Here is an 18,249-nt window from a genome sequence, read left to right on the forward strand (position 1 = left end):
CTGGAACCGCAACACCGACGTTTCCCACACAGATCAGGTCCACGCCTTGGCGGGGCCAGTCCAGTTGTAGAAACGTTCGCGGAGCCAGCCATCCCATGACGCAATCAATCCAGAACACCGCCCTGCCCCCTGTGCTCGTCCTTAACTCCTACACAGGGGAGGCTCCCCGCAATCAACCGGCCTACACCATTTCGCCGCCGTCGAGCCGCGAAACGCTCAGGCACCAGGGCGACAGCCAACTGGTGCAAAGCCTCGGTCCCGCGCCGTTCGACCATCCGCTTTCGGGCCCGGACTCACTGTTCAACGTCCCGCCCCATTCCACCCTGGGGCTCTGGTTGAAGCAATTGGACGATGCCCTGCGCACGCCAGATTTCAAGCAGTGGATGAAGGCCAATAACATTTCAACGTCAAACGTACAGTTCCACCCCGGGCCCAATACCCTGGAAGTCACCGTCGATGGCCAAGCCAAGACCTTCAGCCTGGACGACCACTCCGGCTTTGCGGCAGTGGCCGGGCCGCTGATCCAGGCGGTACAAGCCCTGGGTTTCTGGCCGCCCTCCAGCGGACGACTGCTCGACTACCCGTCCAAGCCGTACGACGTGGCCAGCGCCCAGGATGTGCTGCGCTTCTATGGCATCAGCCAAGCTGACTCGAATGCGCTGAACACCACGGCCCGCAAACAGACGTTTGCGCCCATCACCGACACTGACCCCCTGCGCGGCGCGGCCGCCCTGGCCGCACAACAGCGCGTGGTCGGTGACAGCCATGACCGACATCACCTGATCGCCGGCCTGGCCCGACTGCTGGCTGGCCTGCCCGCGCCGCCAGAAACCCTCCTGGCCTTGGCGCGAGGCCTGAACAGCAGCCAGATCAGCGTGCATCCAGGCTCCTCCTACAGCCAGGAGCACCACAACGGCATGGCCGCTCGCGCCAGCCTGGCACAGGTGCTCCAGGCGTCGGGCAGGCGCCCACCCAAAACATCCGGTCAGTTGAAGCGCCTGCTACGCGACCTGAAAGCAGCCGGGCCGCCAAACCCTGTGGACCTGCGCGAAAAATCCCGCTACGCGCAGCGCTTGCAGTCCATGCAGAACGCGCTCCCCAACGTGCGCAACGAGGCGAAGAAGTGGGCCGAAGAGATCATCTTCACCTTGACTGGGCGCAAGGTCGATGCTGACACCGTGTTCCTCAATCGCTTCTACAACGCGGATTCGGCGCCCACCGTCACCGGCTGGGAACACCTGGGCACAGAGCCGTTACGCTCCCAGCGCCTGCCGGACGCGCTGCTGAGCAACTTCGGCGAGCAGGATTGGACGCCGGGCGTGCTCGACCAGGATGCCGGGCTCTATACAGTGGGTACCGGCGAGAGCAAAAAACGCGGTTATGGCGTGCATAATCAGTTCCCGCTCACCCCTTCAAGGCTGATGCATGAGAGTTGGAAAACCGACTTTCAGGAACTCACGGCGACCCGGCAGGCGCGCTTCTGGAAAGACCATGGCGACGACTACCGCATGGCCTTGAAGGGCAATTTTGTCGCCCAGGCGCGCCAGCAACGCATGGCGTACGAAAAGGCTTCGCCGGCCGAACGTGAGAAAATGCCGCCTGAGCAGCGGTTTACCCATGACGACTATCAGTGGGTGATGGGAGCCGCGTCCAACCTGCCACTGAAGGAGCATCGGCCCCTGACCGTCGAACAGCTGAAGGCGACGGCTCCGGTCAAGGTGTCGACCCACGTGTTTGATATCAACGGCTTTCAATCCAGCGATATCCTGCGCTTTACCGGCCACGACGAGACGTATCGATCGGTGCGCGACCGTCGCGACGGCGTGCAGATCCTCTACATTCCAGGCCATCAACCGGCCTTTCTTCGCTTCGATTCCCTGGAAAAAATGGACCAATGGGTCGCCGAGCAAGGCAAGGATCCCGATAAGCTCAAGGCGCTGGCATCACATTTTTCGCTCAGAGATCGGCAGGACAACGACAACGGTTTCTGGACAGGCTTGAAGACGTTTTTCACCGGCGACGATCAATCGAACAAAGGCGTGGACCGCGCCTTGAAGTACCTGGGCAGCGGGTACTGGGACAATCTCGAAGGCACCGTGATCGATCAAGCCAATGTGCGCATTCAGGGCGATGTATTCAGCGCCATGACGGACGCGGCCCGCAAACGCATGACCAGCGATACGGACATCGCGATCAAATCCAACAGCGAGGTGACCCGTGATACCTGGCTGAACGATGTGACCGCAGCGGCGGGCCTGGTGACCAAGCTGGCGGTGATTGGCGAGCCGGTGGTCGTGGGCATCGCCGCCGCCACCGGTCTTGCAGAAACGGCGTTGGGCGCAGAGAAAGCCTATTCCGGCGATACCCAGGCGGAACGCAGGCAGGGCGCATCCGCGGCGCTGGACGGTGTGCTCAATACGCTGTTCGCTGTCGCGGGCGGCACGGACCCGGTGGCCAGCGACCCGTTTGACCTGCCGCGCGAACGCCCCGCCGTCCTCCCGCTGCGCAACGAAGTGTTTTCAGACGGCCAGCGCGCCCAGGTGATTGACCACGCCCTGACGCCGAATGCCTACACCCTGCCCCGAACCAACGGCTACGACCTGGTCGACGGTGACAGGATCTATCGCTACCGAGACTCCCGGCCTGGGGAGCTGACCGACCTCCAAGCGCAGGAGCCTGCCCAGCCCCTGGACGATTTCGAGGCGATTTGCCCGGCCCCCGCGGCGGGGCGGCGTGTCCGGCGCGGCGCCAACGACGAATGCTTCGCCAAAATCCTTAACGACCTGCCCGAGCCCAAGGCACAGCTGCAGGCCCTGGAGCATGTGCGGCTGTTCCCCTCCAAGCCCAGTTTGTTCAGCAAGGACCGCTGGGTGATCCACGAAAAACGCCTGCATAAAATGCTTGAAACCGACATCGGCTCACAACTGGTGCCGGTCAACGACGCCAAGCGCATCACCTATAAACGCCAGGTCCGCGGCAAGCTCGTGGCCGACCCGGGCTTTGGGTTCTATCCAGGCAACACCTTGGGGCCACTCGCGGAACAGACGCGGGTGGTCAAGCTGAACAAGATCAGCGAAGCCGTTGACGACCAGCGTCAACTGAGGGCCGTGGTCGTCACCAGCGGTACCCAGCCCTACCTGGTCGTGGAAGCGGACACCGCCGAGTTCTACTATGCCCCGCTGGACAAAAAACAGACCGGCGATATCACGTTCAAAAAGTGCAGCCCCACCGAATTGGACCTGGTGCAAGGCTACCGACAGTTCCTGGGCTTGAACCACAGCACCCAGGCCCTGGATGCCGATTTCATCGCACTGCCCAAGCTCAAGGGCGTGTACCCGCAGCTCGAAGCGGCGGGCTATGCAAAAGCCGATGTGGATGAACTCAAACAGCTGTGCAAAGCGTTGACCGATGAGCAGCAGCGGGAAGTGGTCTACCAGCTGCAGCGGGCCAAAGCCATCACCCCGCCTGACGTTGCACTGCGGCCACAGCAGGTTTCAGCGCTGGAAAAACCGGCGGACTTTGCCCGCTGGCCCGCCGCCCGGCAGAACCGGTTTTACGCCGAGAACGCCAAGGCCCAGGTCCAGCAAGCGCTCAAGGCCACCGGGCTCGGCCCTGGCAACCAGCTGCGTTCGGCGAATGACCTGGCCCGGGCGGATGCGGCTGACATGACGCTCAACTGGCTGCGCCGTACCGCCGACTTGCGCGCGCCGAACGGCCCCGACCTGATCATGAAGACCGGTGCCGGCAACTGCGGCGAAATGGCGCTGCTGTCCAGGGACATCATCGGCAAGAGTGGCGGCAAGGCGGCAGAATGGCGCGCGGGCGACGCGCACGCGTTCACCGTGATCGGCGGCCCACCCGGCCCGGTCAGCGCGACAACCGACTTCGCCGGACCAGCCTGGGCCGATGCCTGGGTCGTCGACCCTTGGGCGGACATCGCCTGCCCTGCGTCTGAGTACACGCAGCAACTGCAGGCCACCATGGCCAAATGGGACGCCGCCGGCTTGAAGATTCGTCAAGGCGGCCAAGCCAATATGAGCCCCCTCGACCCGGACTGGATCGACACCCTGGTCAAGCAACCGAAGCGCCCTTACGAGCTGTCGCGCCCCCGGAACGCGAAGGCCCCGGCAGTACGCCCGCCATCATTGCAACCGGCCGCCCCTGTCCACGTGGCCATGGGCGAATCGACCACCCTCAGCAATAACCACGCCCCCCTGTCGACCCGCAGCCTGAGCGACTGCTCGGCGCTGGCGGTACTCAGCGACTGGAATGGCAGCACCTACCAGACCCGTACGCTGATGCACCTGACCGGCAGCAACCTGGAACTGGGCCTGCGCGATGGCAACGCCCAGCAACTGCTGGACAACCTGTTGGCGTCATTGAACAAGGGGGGGCGCGTGATACTGGTCGGCGGGGTCAACACCCAATCCACTCAGGGGTTGGCCACGGTTATCGGACAAACGCTCAATGGGCAGCAGCCGCTCAACGCGTTGCTCAAGGAGCGGCCGGGGGTCACGGTGACGATTGCCAGCTCAGCGGGTATTACTGTCAACGCCGATGGCACCTTCGAGCTGATCGAAGGCACCGGCAAGGGGGTACTGCCCCCCAAGGAGCTGCGCGCCATCTTCGACCGCATCGATTGAGAGGTTCAGCCACACGCCTTTCATCGGCGATGGTGGCCAGCACCGCCGGCTACCGTCACCGGTGCAGTGGGTCAAAGCTTGGCGATGGACACTTCGGTCGACTTCACAAACGCGATCACTTCACTGCCGACCTTCAATTCCAGGTCCCGCACCGAGCGAGTGGTGATGACTGAGGTGACAATCCCGGACGCGGTTTGCACGTCAATTTCAGAGACCACCTCCCCGAGCAGAATTTCCTTGATTACGCCCTTGAACTGGTTGCGCACGTTGATCGCTTTAATGGTCATGTCGGCTTTCCTTTTGGCTGTTGGGTCAATCCGCACGAATGCGCAGGCCCTCAAAATGCGCCAACCGCAAAGACATTAAAAGGAATATATAACTCTTTATTTATTCTATTTGGATATATTCAAGCTGTTGCACCACCGACACTTGATCAACAGTTTGCCCCTCTCACAACAGCCTTGGCCCTTCGAAGCCCCGTAAATACGCGTGCAAACGAGATGGCACAGAGACTGCATATTCCTGAAAAGCATGATGGAACATGCCATTTCATTTTTATGAATATAAGAAAAGCCCTCTCTCAACGCCTTGCCGGAGCTGTTCCATGAAACCCTTCACTCAACGCTTACTCGGCGCCTGCGCGCTGGTTCTGTGCCTGCAACCCCTGGCCCAGGCCGCCGAAGCCGACCCTGTCGAAGTCAACCTGGACTATGCCTACTATTCGCCCGTCAGCCTGGTGCTCAAGCATTTCGGCTGGCTGGAACAAGCCTTGCCGCACTCCAAGGTGGGCTGGGTATTGAGCCAGGGCAGCAACCGGTCCCTGGAATACCTCAACAGCGGCGGCGTGGACTTTGCCTCCTCCGCCAGCCTGTCGGCGGTATTGAGCCGGGCCAACGGCAGCCCGATCAAATCGGTGTACGTCTACAGTCGCGCCGAATGGACCGCCCTGGTGGTGCGCAAGGACTCGCCATTCAAGAGCGTCACCGACCTCAAGGGCAAGAAAATCGCCGCCACCAAAGGCACCGACCCTTACCTGTTCACGCTGCGCAGCCTGCAACAAGCCGGGTTGAAGAAGGACGATGTGGAGCTGGTGCACCTGCAGCACCCCGACGGCCGCACGGCCCTGGAGAAAGGTGACGTGGACGCCTGGGCCGGTCTCGACCCGCACATGGCCGCCAGCGAAATCCAGGCTGGTTCGCGCCTGCTGTACCGCAACAAGGCGTTCAACAGTTACGGCGTCGTCAGCGTGACCGAGAAGTTCGCCAAGGAGCATCCACAGACCATCACCAAAGTGCTCGGCGCTTATGAAAAGGCCCGGGATTGGGCGGTGAAGCACCCGGATGAGTTCGCCAAGCTGCTCGCCGACGAGTCCGGCCTGCCGTTGGAAGTGGCCAAGTTGCAACTGTCGCGTACGGATCTGAGCACGCCGTTCTTGAGCAGCAAGGATGTGCTGTCGTCCAAGGCTGCCGCACCGATCCTGGTGTCCGAAGCGTTGGTGCGCAAAGGCGTGAATGTGGACGAGGTGATCGACCAGTTGATCGACACCTCGTTCGGCCACTGAGGAACCCGTGATGACCAGCAAAACCCAAGCACTCCCCCTGGCCACGCCCGTGGCGATCAACCGCAGTGCCTGGCCAAGGCGGCTCAAGGGCCTGGTGTTGCCGGTGCTGATCCTACTGGTGCTGGAGGCGGTGGTACGCGTGGGTTGGCTGCCGTCCTACCAGATGCCGGCGCCCAGCGAGATTGCCATGACCCTGACGGACCTGGCCGAAGGCGCATTGTGGAAACACATCAGCGCCAGCCTCGGCCGGGTGGTGCTCGGGTTTGCCATCGGCGCCAGCCTGGCCCTGGGATTCGCCGCCTGGGTCGGGTTGAGCCGTGAGGCCGAAGCCTATCTGGAACCGACCTTCGCCGGCTTGCGCTCGATCCCCAGCCTGGCCTGGGTGCCGCTGTTGCTGCTGTGGCTGGGCATCGATGAAACCTCGAAAATCGTACTGATCGCGATCGGCGCGTTTTTCCCGGTGTACCTCAATGGCGTCGCGGCGATACGCGATATCGACCGCAAGCTGGTGGAGGTCGGGCAAATGTATGGGTTCAGCCGACGGCGCCTGGTACGCCGCATCCTGTTGCCTGCCGCCCTGCCCGGCCTGTTCACCGGGTTGCGCAGCGGCTTGAGCCTGGCGTGGATGTTCCTGGTGGCAGCCGAGTTGATCGCGGCCACCAAGGGCCTGGGTTACCTGCTCAGCGATGGGCGGGAAACCTCACGGCCAGACATCGTGCTCGCAGCGATCATCGTATTGGCGCTATTGGGCAAGGTCAGCGATGGCTTGCTCGCCACCCTGGAGAAACGCTGCCTGGCCTGGCGTGACACCTTCAACGGCCAAGGCACGGAGCGATAGGCATGCAACCTTTATTGGATATTCGCGTGGCGCGTAAAAACTTCGCCAGCACCACGGTCTTGAGAGATGTGCAACTGGCCCTGCAGCCGCGTGAAGCCGTGAGCCTGCTCGGCCCCAGCGGTTGCGGCAAAAGTACCTTGCTGCGCATCGTCGCCGGGCTGGAAACCGACTTCCAGGGCGAGTTGCGCAGCCCTGAAGGTGAAGTGGCGTTTGTGTTCCAGGAACCCCGGCTGATGCCCTGGCTCACGGTGGAACAGAACATCGGCTTGCGCGACGACCAGCACTACGACCGGGCCTGGGTGAGGCAGTTGATCGAGGAAGTCGGCCTCACGGGCTTTGCCCAAGCGCTGCCCAAGGCACTGTCCGGGGGCATGGCGCAACGGGTGGCGATCGCACGCGGCTTGTATTCGCGACCGCAGGTGCTCTTGCTGGATGAGCCGTTCAGCGCGGTGGATGCGTTTACCCGCATGAAGCTGCAAGACCTGTTGCTGCAACTGGCTGCGCACCATGCCATTGCTTTGTTGCTGGTGACCCATGATGTGGATGAGGCGCTCTACCTGAGTGATCGGGTATTGGTGATGGACAACCGGCCGAGCAGCATTCGCCAGGAACTGGCGGTGGACTTGCCGCACCCAAGGGACCGGCGTGATCCGTTGTTGGCGCAGCTCAAGGCGTTGTCGCTGACGCACCTGCAGCGCGCTCATGTGATCTAGGCGTTCTTGCGCAACGTTACCCAATACCGTGTCCGCGCCTGCACCTCAAGCCCCAGGGTCGAGGCCAGCAGGTTGAGGACGCGGTCGGTGTCATCCAGGCGAAAACTCCCCGTGACCCGCAACGTCTCCAGGCTCGGATCCCAGCGCAACACACCTGGCCGATAACGTGCCAGTTCGCGCAAAAAGTCCCCCAGCGCCTGGTTCTGGGCGGTCAGTACACCGTCGCGCCATCCCAATTGCAGCACGTCAAACGGCGCCCATGCACCCAGTCCGCCAGCGTTCAACGGCGCCTGCTGGCCACCCGGCAACGTCGCCAACCTGCCGCTCAAGTCGCGCACCTGCACCGCGCCCTTCAGGACCGACACCCGGCAGCCAGCGGTCAGTTGCCGCACACACACCTCGGCCTGGCTGACCCGCAGTTGCCCGTAGCCTGTATCCACCGTGAGGGCGGCCGCGCCGGGCACGTTCAAGGCCAGTTCCCCTTCCACCAAGGTGATACGCCGTTGCGCCAGGTCCACGTCCACCGCGGTGGCGGTATTGAGCTGCAGGCTGGCGCCGTCGGCCAGGGACAGGCGCTTGCGCTCGCCGGTGGCGGTGTGCAGGTCGGCACGCCAGACCTCGATAGGCAACTGGCGGCTGATCAACCAGGCGGTCGGCAGCAGCGCCGCCACGCCCAGCGCACGCTTGAGCAACACGCGCCGCCCCGGTTGCGGGCGGTCGAGGCTGGCCATCGCCAATGCCTGGGGCAACTCACTGAAGCGCTGGCGCAGGGATTGGGCTTTTTGCCAGGTCTGTTCATGCTGCGGGTGGCTGTCACGCCAGTGCTGCAGCGCGACGTGATCGCGCTCGGTGGCAGCGCCGGATTCCAGCAGCGCCAGCCACTGGGCAGCGGCGCGCGCAATCTCACGGTTCACAGGTCCACCAACAGGCAATGCTCATACGCCTGCGCCATGTAGCGTTTCACCGTGCGCTCCGACACCTCCAGCCGCTCGGCGATCTCGCGATAACCCAAGCCTTCGAGCTGACTCCAGAGAAACGCGCGGCGCACCAGCACCGGCAAGCCGTCGAGCAGTTCATCCAGGGCTTGCAAGGTTTCCAGCACCAGCCAGCGCTGCTCGGGCGACGGCACACAGGCTTCGGGCAGGTTCGCCAGGGCGTTCAGGTAAGCCTGTTCCAGGCTGCGCCGCTGATGAAAATTGACCAGTAGGCGCTTGCCCACCGTCACCAGATAAGCCCGTGGCTCCTGCATCTGCGCAATCGGCTGGGCACTGGCGAGCACCCGCAAAAAGGTGTCCTGACTCAGGTCCGCTGCATCCCAGGCATTGCCCAGGCGCCGCCGCAGCCAGCTTTCCAGCCAGCCGCGATGCTCACGGTACAGGCTCGACAGGGTCAGTTCGGGGGCGTGCGTCGGGACAACAGCATCATTCATGGCAACCACCTGCACGGCGCGATTGAGTCTCAAATGAGATTCATTCTATTTAATATCCTGCCGTGACACCATGATCTTTTCAACATTGGGTTTAGAGCGTTACAGCGTTCTGGCGCGGCAAGTCACGTTTTGGCCCCCTGTGCGCCATGCCGATCCTCCAAAGATCAGGGAAGCCCGAGCGCGAACACGCCGGTGCGTACAATCGAAACTTTACTCTTTATCTTGTTATGGATATTTTATCCAGACACTCCAACAAGGCCCGTCTCATGCTCACGTCCACTTACCAAGACGTCATCGCCGCCGCTGAACGCCTGGAAGGCTTCGCCCATCGCACCCCGGTATTCACCTCACGCACCCTCGACGCCGAGACCGGCGCCCAGGTCTTCATCAAGTGCGAGAACCTGCAACGGGGTGGCTCGTTCAAGTTTCGCGGCGCGTTCAATGCCCTTTCGCAGTTTGACCCGCAGCAGCGCAAGGCCGGGGTGGTGGCGTTTTCTTCGGGTAACCATGCCCAGGGCATTGCCTTGGCGGCGGGCCTGCTCGGCATACCAGCGACCCTCGTGATGCCCACCGATGCGCCCGCCGCCAAGGTCGCGGCCACTCGGGGCTATGGCGCCAGCGTGGTGCTGTATGACCGTTTCAGCGAGGACCGCGAGCAGATCGGCCGTACCCTGGCCGCAGAGCACGGCCTGACCCTGATCCCACCCTATGACCATCCTGATGTACTCGCGGGGCAAGGCACCGCGGCCAAGGAGTTGCTGGAATTCACCGGCCCGCTGGATGCGTTGTTCGTGGGCCTGGGCGGTGGCGGCATGCTCTCGGGCACCGCCCTGAGTACCCGCGCCCTGGCACCCGATTGCCTGCTCTACGGTGTCGAGCCCGAGGCCGGGAATGACGGCCAACGCTCGTTTCGCAGCGGCAGCATCGTGCATATCGACACCCCCGCGACCATCGCCGACGGTGCCCAGACCCAGCACCTGGGCAACTGCACCTTCCCAATCATCCGCGACAAGGTGGACGACATTCTTACCGTCACCGACGCGCAACTGGTGGCAGAAATGAAGTTCTTCATGCAGCGCATGAAGATGGTGGTGGAGCCCACCGGCTGCCTGGGCCTGGCGGCGTTGCGCCAACTGGGCAAGCGGTTCAAGGGCCAGCGCGTGGGCATTATCGTCACCGGCGGCAACGTGGATATCGAGCGATACGCCGCCCTGCTCCGCGAGGCCCCATGAAGATCATCCAGACATCGAGTGCGGCCAAACCGGCCGGCCATTACGCCCAGGCGATCGGTCACGCCGGCACCCTGTATATCTCCGGGCAACTGCCGGTGAGCGCCGATGGGCGCCATCACCCCGAGGCGTCGTTCGCCGCACAGGCCCAGGTGGCGCTGGAGAACCTGTTGGCCATCTTGAAGGCAGCGGGCGGCTCGCCACAGGACCTGGTGAAAGTCACGGTGTATGTGGTCGGGGTCCAGCACTGGGCTGAATTCGACCAGCTCTACGCCGCCGCATTGGGCGAGCACCGCCCTGCCCGCGCCGTGGTGCCGGTACCTCAATTGCACCACGGTTATCAGGTCGAGATCGAAGCGCTGGCGCGCTACTTGGCGTAGGTATAGACCGCCGCGCGCGACACACCCAGGTGCGAGGCCACGGTTTCCATGGCACGGCGAATGTCGAGGCAACCCGAGTCTTTCAACTCCTGCATCAACACGCGTCGATCTGCGGTCTTCAACGCGCGCGGCGTGGTTGCCAGGCGGGCGGCGAACTGGTCGATGCGTGCACGGATCGCATCGGCGCCGGAGGGATCGAGAGACTCGCCGAGCTTGTCGCCACTGACCGAACCGAACTGCTCCAGCAGGCCCTGCAAACCACGAAACAGCGTGAGGTCGACATTCAGGCACAGGGCGGCGACGTACTGGCCGCGAGCGTCCTTGATGCCGATCGACGTGCTTTTGACCTGGCGCCCATCGGCGAACTGGTTCTGGTAATTGGCAATGACCTGCGGGTAGTCCGGGTCGGCGATACGTGCCAGACCCAACTCGGTGGCCGGGTCACCGGGGGCACGCCCGGAGAGGTTGTTATGGATGGCCAGGATCGCGTGCTGCGGGTCGCGCAAGTCGTGCAGCACCACTTCGCAGAACGGGCTGAAGGTTTTGCTCAAGCCTTCGGCAATCTGTTCGAGCTGGCTGATCAGGGTGGTGTCTTGGAGAGAGGTCTTTTTCATGCAAGACAACATATCCAGTCCTGGACAGGGCGTCAATTTGAACCCTGCCCTTCACTTCACAGCCCGCGACATCCAATGGGCACCGGGCAGCGACCGAAAACCGCACATCTTGTCCGTTGACCACTGGAACCACACCCCATATAGTGTGCCCACAAACAAAACAGACCACTACATAGTGTGCAGCATCGGTATTTATCGACCACACTACGCGCAGTATTTCAATGCCTAGTAGCCTGCAAATCACCTATTTTTGGACGGGTTCACATGCCGTCAGAACAGACCAGGAAGGAGTATTTCGATGCTGAGTTGGGATGAAGTCGACAACGAGGACACCGGTGCAGCGGTGATCAAGGGCGCCAACGCCGGCCACGCCAGCGAAGCCAACATGGACCGCCTCGACGGTGCCGGCGCCGCTGCCGCCATCGAAGCCCGCGCCGTCACCGCCAGTGACTAAGCCCCAAACAGACGCCGGATAGATTTAAGCAAGCCAACCACATCGCCCGTTAATCAGTATTGCAAAAATGGGGGGACCATAGATTTTTTATGGCAGACAGGAGCAAATGCCTTAGCAGTCTCGTACAAGTAATCCGCATCGGTTTGCTATCAGATTCTGAGTATCGACTCGATTGGCAAAGGACAGACTGATGTTCTTCAAGAAAAGTAAACCGATGCAGGCGCTCGCTGAAACCCTCAACCGGTTGCTTGCCGGTGAGGCGGATGAGATGCAGGCGCTGGCCGCTTATCCGAGCGTGCAGGCATGTCTGGAACAGCTCGCGCAGCAGAGAGCCCATGCCAACCAACGGCTTCTTGCGGCCGATGAACGAGCCATGGATCAGGCCGCTCGATTGGAATGCGGTGAACAAGCGCTTGTAGCCGTTCGTCAGCAAGTCGAGCAAAGCCGGCAACGCGAGGAGGCACTGGAGGCCGAGCTGAAACAGCACATTCAGCTGTCACGTCAGCATCAGCAGGAGGCGCAAATCTGGGAGCTGTTGCAGTCAACCCTCACCGAGGGCTGCTGGGACATCACCGTGGTCAACGGTGACGTTCAGGACCCCGGCAGCCGGATGCGGATTTTCAATCAATTTCGCCTCCTCATGGGGTATTCCCCGCATGAGTTGCCCGACGGCTGGGATGCTCAAGTCAGCATCACTCATCCTGACGATTTGCCGAAGATCATGGCGATCTTTGACCGTGAGATTCTCGGCATGCACGGCAGTGGTGAGTACGTGTTTGAATACCGGATGCGCCACAAGACGCGTGGCTACATCTGGTGTCGAGAGCGGGGTCGAGCGGTGCGCGATCAGCAGGGACGCTTGACCCGGGTGATCGGCGCGGTACGGGATATCAGCGATGAGCAGTCAGCCAAGGCCACCCATCACCAGTTGCTTGAGCAGAGTCAGGCGACTTATGGCCAGATTGCGACGGTGGTCAGCGTCATCAAGGGCATCGCCGACCAGACCAACCTGTTGGCCTTGAATGCCGCTATCGAAGCGGCCAGGGCAGGAGAGGTCGGGCGCGGGTTTTCAGTGGTGGCCGATGAAGTCCGCAAGCTGGCGGAAAATACCCGCCAGGCGACGCATCAGATTCAGACGATGTTGCATCAGCACAAACAGTAAGCCTGTTCAGGCGCTGCACCCGGCAGCGCCTGAATGGGATCAGAACGGTACGGCCACCGTTAGCTGGCTGTAGACGTTGGTAGCGTTGCCGCCCACCTGGTTCCCACCCGTGGTCTCATCCTTTTTTGGCTGATAAATGCCGACCAAAGGGCTGATGATCAGGTGGCTGTTGACCGCCCATTCCACATACAGATCCAGCTCCCTCGCATCGAGATTCAGTGCATCGCTTTTGCGTAGGGTATTGAAGTCGAAGTACAACGCGCCGACCGTCAGGTTTTCCAATGGGGTCGCCTTCAGGCCGACATGTTGGATACCGGTGTTGCTGTTGAAGGGACCTGCGTAATTGGAGGCCACTTCACCCTGGAACCAGGTGCCGTAACCGCTGCTTAGCCCAGTGAACAGTGGGTCCCATTTTTGCGAGTAACGGGTGTAGCGGTAGGTCAGTTTCGGTGACCAGGTCACGTCCGCGAAGGTATAGCCGGCTTCGGCATACCAGGCTTTTTGAGGGCCGGCATCCTTGTCTTGCCAGGCGTATTCAAACGCGAAACTGGCGTTTTCCATGCCCGCGTTGCCTTCGCCGCGCAGACTGTAGGTATTCAGGCCTTCGCGTTGTTTCTGGAAGTCGCTGGCCCATTGGTCCGTGACATCAATGCCGTGGACCCAGGTCAGGCCGAGCGTACCGGCGGCAGCCGTGTAGTCGAGGGTGCCCGCCGCCAGCTCGGTTTCCGCCTGGGCGCGGTTATCGGACTTGAGCCACAACACCGAGCCATGCAGGCCTTCCTGCCCGCCCAGGCGCAGGACTGCGGTGCGATCGAAGGCGTGCCGCGCCGCGAGGTAGTAGGCGCCTCCGCGATTCAACGCGCCGTCGGCCGGGCCTTTCCCCAGATTAGGACCGTCGTCGTTGATCAGGAACCCTCTGCCGACCTTGACCACCTGGCGACCGGCGGAAAAATCGATGCCGTCCTTGCCAAGCGCCGGGAACAGATCGGCGGAGCGCCATCCGAGGTACGCATCTTCGATTTTGGTCGTGCGTTCCGAACCGTCGGTATTCCCTGCCGCATCGCCGTCACCCCAGGTGCCGGAACTGACCCAGTTGAGTGCGCCGTAGCCGGTGCCGAACCCGGCCAGGCCTTGGTCGCCGCTCACGCCATACTTGATGAAACCCTCCCGCCAGGTTGAACCCCCGGGCGTACCGTCGTAGTTGTTACGGCTGTTGAACATCCCGTATACCGAAAGGAAATCAGCATTCAGATGGGTGTCGTCATCGGCATACAGCTCATAGGCCTGGGCCGATGAATCAGCGATCAAGAGGGCTATACCCAGACCAACGGCCTTGGACAGTGAGCGAGTTTTCAGCGTTTGCTCCATTGTTACGTTCCCCTGCAGGGTTGGACAGCGATGGCGCATTAGGGCAACCGCGAGGGGGGCAAGTCTTTCACCTGCGTGCCACGCAATTGACCCTGCCAGCCAAGCCGTGCACCTTGGCAGACAGCAACAAAACCAAAGGCAGACATGGGCAAGACGACCAGGATGGGAGGGGCGCACAGTGATGGTGTACTCGATCCCGTTTCGATCAGGGACTGGCTGGGGAAGGCTTCATCGCCGGCGCCTTGAACGGTTCGATACATCCACTAAGAAATCCGCTTTCGAGGATCCGCACCATGTCGATCAATGACCGGCTCACACAGCATTTGAAACAGGGCACGGTGGGCTTTCCCACGGCGCTCGCCAGTACCATCGGCCTGATCATGGCCAGTCCGGTGATTCTCACCGCCACCATGGGGTTTGGTATCGGCGGCAGCGCTTTTGCGGTGGCCATGCTGATTGCGGTGGTCATGATGCTGGCCCAGGCGACGACCTTCGCTGAAGCGGCGTCGATCCTGCCGACCACCGGTTCGGTCTACGACTACATCAATTGCGGTATGGGCCGGTTCTTCGCCATCACCGGCACCTTGTCGGCGTATCTGATCGTGCATGTGTTTGCCGGCACGGCGGAAACCATCCTTTCCGGGGTCATGGCGCTGGTGAACTTCGAACACCTCAATACCCTGGCGGAGTCGGCCGGCGGTTCGTGGTTGCTCGGGGTGGGGTTCGTGCTGGTGTTCGGTATTCTCAATGCCTTTGGCGTGAGTGTGTTTGGCAAGGCCGAGATCATCCTCACCTTTGGCATGTGGACCACCTTGATGGTATTTGGTGTGCTGGGGCTGATCGCGGCGCCGGTGGTGCCACTGGAGGGCTGGTTCGGGGTATCGCAGGTGGGCACCGACATGACCACCATCCTGTCGTTGGTGGGCATGGCCATGTTCATGTTCGTCGGCTGCGAGTTCGTCACGCCGTTGGCGCCAGACCTGCGCAATTCGGCCAAGGTCATGCCCAAGGCGATGATGCTGGGGCTGCTCGGCGTCGCCAGTTGCATGTTCATTTATGGCGCGGCAATGAAGCGCCAGGTGGAGAACGTGCTGCTCGACGCCACCACGGGCGTGCACCTGTTGGATACACCGATGGCGATCCCGAAATTCGCGGAACAGGTGATGGGCAGCATCGGCCCGATGTGGCTGGGGATCGGCTTTCTGTTTGCCGGGGCCGCGACCATCAACACCTTGATGGCCGGGGTCCCGCGCATTCTCTACGGCATGGCGGTGGATGGCGCGTTGCCCAAGGTCTTCACCTACCTGCACCCACGCTTCAAGACCCCGCTGTTGTGCATCCTGGTGGCGATGCTGATTCCTTGCCTGCACGCGCTGTACCTGGGCGGCAACACCGACAACATCATGCACCTGGTGCTGGCCGCCGTGTGTGCCTGGAGCTTTGCCTACCTGTTGGTGACGATCTCGGTGGTGAGCCTGCGTATCCGCCGCCCGGATCTGCCGCGCGCCTATCGTTCGCCGTGGTTTCCGTTGCCGCAGATCCTATCCAGCCTCGGCATCCTTCTGGGCATGTGGTTTATCACGCCACCGGGGATGAACCCGGCGGACATCTACATTCCGTTTGGCGTAATGCTGGCCGGCACCGCGGCGTATGCCTTGTTCTGGACCCTGGTGGTGCAGAAGGTCAATCCGTTCAAACCGGCCTCGGTGGAAGAGGTGTTGACCAACGAGTTCGCCCATGAACCGACCCAGCCTCATGCCGAGTATCAGCGCCATGCTGCAAAAACTGTTTGAGCGGTTCAGCGCCCGGCATACCCCGGCGGGGTATCGCCCTGGGGTGACCCTGGAGCACCTGCGCCGTAACCTCGGCCTGGCGCATTTCCAGCACACCGCGTCGGCCACGGCCGAGGCCGTGTTGCAGGATGGCCAGTTGCACGTGGAGATTGTCGAACGCACCGAGTCCCAGTTGCTGATGCACCTGGTGATGACCGAGTTCCTGCTGCGCGTGCCTGCTTCGCGAGAGGGCACCGCGAGTTTTGAACTGCACCACACCGGGGCCGTCCGGCGTACCGGTATTCGTTGTCGGCAACGCAGCGGCGACCCTGCACTGCTGGCGCTGTTGCAGCCTGACGGGGACTTGCTGCGGGCGTTGATGCCTCTGGATTTCAAGCGCCTGCGCATTGAGTTGCGGGCCGGCCAGTGGTGCGTACGCCTGGAGCATATGGGCGGCAGCGAGGTGGTCAACCGCATGCCCGCGTTTCGTCGCTACATCCCGCTGAGCGCCGATCAGCGCAATGGGTTAGTCGCGACCTTGCTGCATTTCCAACGCGTGCTGGCCGCGCTCTGATCGCAGGTTTTGGCACCATTAGTGCAATCGCTTTGGTTAAGACGGATGTGTTGCGCGCACTTAGATAACATGTTAACTATTGCGCGACAACAACAACAAAAACCAAGGTGGACATAACCATGATCATGCAGTCGGCTGGACAAGAGGGGCTCGACACCTGGACCCGCGATCTGCGCGCGATCTGCGGTCACTTCAATACCGAACTGGCCTTCAATCGCTCGCTGTTTATCGGCAGTATCTCGTCCGGTTACCGTGGCGGGCTGCCCCTGGCTCACTTGCGCACCAACGCGGGCCTGATCAAGCGCCCCAAGGTCTGCGCTGACCACGATGACGACCAGCAATGTTTTCTGGTCAGCCAACGCAGCGGCTATAGCCAGATTGCCCAGGACGGCCAGGTCATTCGCCTGGGCCCAGGCGAATTGTTGTTGATGGACTCGGTGGGCTCCATCGAGATCACCCCGTTCGGGCTGATCGAGCACGCCTCCCTGTGCCTGTCCCGTCATGAAGTGTGCAAGCAACTTGGCGCGCGGCCGCGTACCTTCGGCAAGATCTCATCGAGCAAAGCCTGCGGGCGCATGCTGCATGTGCTGATGGACCAACTGTGTACGGACGCCCTGGAAGGCGAGGCGGCAGAGGCAGAGGGCCTGGCATTGCAGTCGGCGTTGGTCGCGCTGCTGGGCTCGGCCTTTGCGCAGCAGGAGGAGGCGAGTGACGACTGCGGCGCGTTGCAGGGCGTGAACCTGCGCAGCTACGTGCAGAAGGTCATTGATGAGTCGCTCAACCAGCCGGGGTTGAGCCCGGTGGGCCTGGCCAATCGCCTGAATATCTCGGTGCGGCATTTGTACCGATTGTTCGAAGCCGAGGACGACAGTGTGTGCCGCTACATCCAGCGGGCACGGCTTAAGCGCAGTGCCGATGACCTGGCCAATCCGTTCCTGCGTGGCGAGTCGATCACCTCGATTGCCTACAAGTGGGGTTTCACCGATTCAGCCCACTTCAGCCGCTCGTTCAAGAAGCAGTTCGAGGTGTCGCCCAAGGATTTTCGCTCCAGCCATTTGCAGCAGATGGCCGAGGTGGTGTGAGTGCGCAACGGGCAGGGAAGCAGTGGTCGTCGAGCCTGCATCCTGGTGATGCCAGTCAGTTAAGGAAGAACACGATAACTGTGGCGAGCGGGCTTGTTGTGGTGAGGGGCTTGTTGTGGCGAGCGGGCTTGCCCCGCGTTGGGCTGCGCAGCAGCCCCACTCAATCGGAACGCGGAGTATCAGGCACTCCTCAGCGGTTGGTTCTGGGGCTGCTTCGCAGCCCAACGCGGGGCAAGCCCGCTCGCCACAACAAGCGCGTGTTTCCTGAATCAACGCGGCGCCTGTGAGTTTTTCGCGAGCAAGCTCGCTCCTACAAAATTACGGGTTGGCCCGGCGCGCCAGTGGCGGGGGCAGTGAAACAAGTTATCGCGCGTGGCGAAGAGGACAGTGGTAGAGTTTCGTTAAAACATTAACTAACTGAAGCCTGATG

At 61.9% G+C, this 18,249-nt stretch carries 15 protein-coding genes and 1 pseudogene; 11 read left to right on the top strand and 5 right to left on the bottom strand.

The features are described 5' to 3' along the window. Nucleotides 1-95 precede the first annotated feature (95 nt). On the top strand, nucleotides 96-4,643 hold the full coding sequence (locus A7317_RS12455) for a dermonecrotic toxin domain-containing protein (protein WP_069075929.1): 4,548 nt from the start codon (nucleotides 96-98) through the stop codon (nucleotides 4,641-4,643). A gap of 71 nt (nucleotides 4,644-4,714) precedes the next feature. Here A7317_RS12455 and A7317_RS12460 read toward each other — a convergent pair whose 3' ends face one another. Continuing rightward, nucleotides 4,715-4,930: a TOBE domain-containing protein gene (locus A7317_RS12460; RefSeq protein WP_003173733.1), complete on the bottom strand. Its 216-nt coding sequence runs from the start codon at nucleotides 4,928-4,930 to the stop codon at nucleotides 4,715-4,717. A 317-nt stretch (nucleotides 4,931-5,247) separates the two neighbouring features. On the opposite strand from A7317_RS12460, the gene A7317_RS12465 reads away from it, so the two are divergent. From A7317_RS12465 to A7317_RS12475, 3 genes are read left to right on the top strand one after another with little or no spacing between them, the layout of a single operon-like run. Further along, nucleotides 5,248-6,204: an aliphatic sulfonate ABC transporter substrate-binding protein gene (locus A7317_RS12465; RefSeq protein WP_069075930.1), complete on the top strand. Its 957-nt coding sequence runs from the start codon at nucleotides 5,248-5,250 to the stop codon at nucleotides 6,202-6,204. Between the two features lie 10 nt (nucleotides 6,205-6,214). After that, nucleotides 6,215-7,042, top strand: a complete 828-nt coding sequence (locus tag A7317_RS12470; protein WP_069075931.1) for an ABC transporter permease — start codon at nucleotides 6,215-6,217, stop codon at nucleotides 7,040-7,042. A 2-nt stretch (nucleotides 7,043-7,044) separates the two neighbouring features. After that, nucleotides 7,045-7,755 carry an ABC transporter ATP-binding protein gene (locus tag A7317_RS12475; protein WP_069075932.1) on the top strand — a complete coding sequence of 237 codons (711 nt, stop codon included), beginning with the start codon at nucleotides 7,045-7,047 and terminating at the stop codon, nucleotides 7,753-7,755. On the opposite strand, the gene A7317_RS12480 is transcribed toward A7317_RS12475, so the two are convergent. Together A7317_RS12480 and A7317_RS12485 are read right to left on the bottom strand one after the other, a co-directional pair. Then, nucleotides 7,752-8,669 carry a FecR domain-containing protein gene (locus A7317_RS12480; protein WP_069075933.1) on the bottom strand — a complete coding sequence of 306 codons (918 nt, stop codon included), beginning with the start codon at nucleotides 8,667-8,669 and terminating at the stop codon, nucleotides 7,752-7,754. The genes A7317_RS12475 and A7317_RS12480 overlap by 4 nt on opposite strands. After that, on the bottom strand, nucleotides 8,666-9,184 hold the full coding sequence (locus tag A7317_RS12485; protein WP_024075197.1) for a sigma-70 family RNA polymerase sigma factor: 519 nt from the start codon (nucleotides 9,182-9,184) through the stop codon (nucleotides 8,666-8,668). The genes A7317_RS12480 and A7317_RS12485 overlap by 4 nt, the downstream gene beginning before the upstream one ends. A 266-nt stretch (nucleotides 9,185-9,450) precedes the next feature. Between A7317_RS12485 and A7317_RS12490 the strand changes: the two genes are divergently transcribed. Both A7317_RS12490 and A7317_RS12495 read left to right on the top strand, forming a co-directional pair. Further along, nucleotides 9,451-10,416, top strand: a complete 966-nt coding sequence (locus A7317_RS12490; protein WP_024075196.1) for a threo-3-hydroxy-L-aspartate ammonia-lyase — start codon at nucleotides 9,451-9,453, stop codon at nucleotides 10,414-10,416. After that, nucleotides 10,413-10,793, top strand: a complete 381-nt coding sequence (locus A7317_RS12495; RefSeq protein WP_024075195.1) for a RidA family protein — start codon at nucleotides 10,413-10,415, stop codon at nucleotides 10,791-10,793. The genes A7317_RS12490 and A7317_RS12495 overlap by 4 nt, the downstream gene beginning before the upstream one ends. Here the strand turns inward: A7317_RS12495 and A7317_RS12500 are convergent. Next, nucleotides 10,781-11,407 carry a helix-turn-helix transcriptional regulator gene (locus A7317_RS12500; RefSeq protein WP_024075194.1) on the bottom strand — a complete coding sequence of 209 codons (627 nt, stop codon included), beginning with the start codon at nucleotides 11,405-11,407 and terminating at the stop codon, nucleotides 10,781-10,783. The two genes, A7317_RS12495 and A7317_RS12500, sit on opposite strands and share 13 nt — an antisense overlap. Nucleotides 11,408-11,705: 298 nt before the next feature. Between A7317_RS12500 and A7317_RS30615 the strand changes: the two are divergent. Then, nucleotides 11,706-11,858, top strand: a pseudogene (locus A7317_RS30615) (ribonucleotide-diphosphate reductase subunit beta); the annotation flags it as partial. 193 nt (nucleotides 11,859-12,051) lie between these two features. Then, nucleotides 12,052-13,023, top strand: a complete 972-nt coding sequence (locus A7317_RS31315) for a PAS domain-containing methyl-accepting chemotaxis protein (protein WP_069075934.1) — start codon at nucleotides 12,052-12,054, stop codon at nucleotides 13,021-13,023. Between the two features lie 39 nt (nucleotides 13,024-13,062). Here the strand turns inward: A7317_RS31315 and A7317_RS12510 are convergent, their stop codons facing one another. Beyond that, nucleotides 13,063-14,391: a hypothetical protein gene (locus A7317_RS12510; protein WP_069075935.1), complete on the bottom strand. Its 1,329-nt coding sequence runs from the start codon at nucleotides 14,389-14,391 to the stop codon at nucleotides 13,063-13,065. Between the two features lie 293 nt (nucleotides 14,392-14,684). Here A7317_RS12510 and A7317_RS12515 point away from each other — a divergent pair, with 293 nt between their 5' ends. From A7317_RS12515 to feaR, 3 genes are all read left to right on the top strand, one after another. Further along, the gene (locus A7317_RS12515) at nucleotides 14,685-16,184 is read left to right on the top strand and encodes an APC family permease (RefSeq protein WP_069075936.1); all 1,500 of its coding nucleotides are present in this window, start codon (nucleotides 14,685-14,687) and stop codon (nucleotides 16,182-16,184) included. After that, nucleotides 16,165-16,737, top strand: coding sequence for a DUF3156 family protein (locus A7317_RS12520; protein ID WP_041161224.1), 573 nt, complete (start codon nucleotides 16,165-16,167; stop codon nucleotides 16,735-16,737). Before A7317_RS12515 ends, A7317_RS12520 begins: the two co-directional genes overlap by 20 nt. 119 nt (nucleotides 16,738-16,856) lie before the next feature. Continuing rightward, nucleotides 16,857-17,819, top strand: coding sequence for a transcriptional regulator FeaR (gene feaR, locus A7317_RS12525; RefSeq protein WP_024075640.1), 963 nt, complete (start codon nucleotides 16,857-16,859; stop codon nucleotides 17,817-17,819). Nucleotides 17,820-18,249 lie beyond the last annotated feature (430 nt).

The organism is Pseudomonas fluorescens (assembly GCF_001708445.1).
Classification (GTDB): Bacteria; Pseudomonadota; Gammaproteobacteria; order Pseudomonadales; family Pseudomonadaceae; genus Aquipseudomonas; species Aquipseudomonas gorinensis.